We start from the raw sequence: 1,051 nt of genomic DNA, 5'->3' as shown, positions 1-1,051 counted from the left end.
ACTGGACATGCCCGCAATACCGTTCGACGGTATCTTCGCACTCAGGGGCTTCCGGAGCGGAAGCCCCGCTCTAAGCGGCCATCCAAACTGGATCCCTTCAAACCGCTGATTCATCAGTACATGGAACAAGGCATCTTCAATTGCGAAGTTCTCTTTCGACTTCTTCAAGAGCATGGTTACCAGGGAGGCCGTACCATCCTCAAAGACTACATCAAAGCTTTCCGGCCTCCCAAACAGCTTCCCGCTGTTCAGAGATACGAGACGCGTCCCGGTGAACAAGCGCAAGTGGACTGGGGGATTTGTGAGTACACCGACCCGGAGGGACAAGTGCACAAAGTACCCGTGTTTGTCATGGTGCTCGGCTACTCTCGGGCGATCTACGTGGAGTTTGCCAAGCGATGCGACATTCACAGTTTCCTCCGCTGCATGGTTCATGCGTTTGAGTATTTCGGTGGGATTCCGGAGGTCATCCTAACGGATCGGATGAAAACGGTGATCCTGGGGATGGAGAATGACCGGAAACCGCGGTGGCACGCGCTATTCGCCGACTTCGCGGCGACAGCGGGATTTGTTCCACGCGTCTGTCGTGTCCGGCGGCCCCAAACGAAAGGCAAGGTGGAGCGTAGCATCCGGTTTGTGAAAGAAAACTTTCTGCCTGGTCGGCGGTTTGTGGATCTGGAAGATTTGAACCGACAAGCAATCTCCTGGTGCGATGAGAAGAATCGCCGAATCCACGGGACAACCGGTGAACGGCCTTGCGATCGTCTGAAACAGGAAAAGCTGAAGTGCCTTCCCCCGAGAGAACACTGGAAGCCATATCTGTTGGAACGACGCCGGGTGAGCCAGGACGGATTTGTGAGCTACGACGGAGCGCGATATGGCGTTCCTTGGCGCTACAGTGGCCGGGAAGTCACCGTCTTTGAGAGAAACGGCCAGGTGGAGGTCCAGATCGGATACGAGTTGATATCCAGGCATGAAAAGACCACAAAGTCCAGAGAGATCCGAACTTGTCCCGACCAATACAAGGGGCTCACGCTTGCGCAGGGCTATC

At 55.4% G+C, this 1,051-nt stretch carries 1 protein-coding gene; it reads left to right on the top strand.

Going from position 1 to position 1,051, the window contains the following annotated elements:
- A partial coding sequence (istA, locus tag I8U19_RS17095) for an IS21 family transposase (RefSeq protein ID WP_198056622.1) occupies window positions 1–1,051 on the top strand: 1,051 nt, incomplete at both ends.

This window comes from Thermoactinomyces sp. CICC 10523 (assembly GCF_016055105.1).
GTDB classification, from domain to species: Bacteria; Bacillota; Bacilli; order Thermoactinomycetales; family Thermoactinomycetaceae; genus Thermoactinomyces_A; species Thermoactinomyces_A daqus.
The sequence above is the reverse complement of the archived record's forward strand: the minus strand, read 5'-3'. Positions and strand labels throughout refer to the sequence as shown.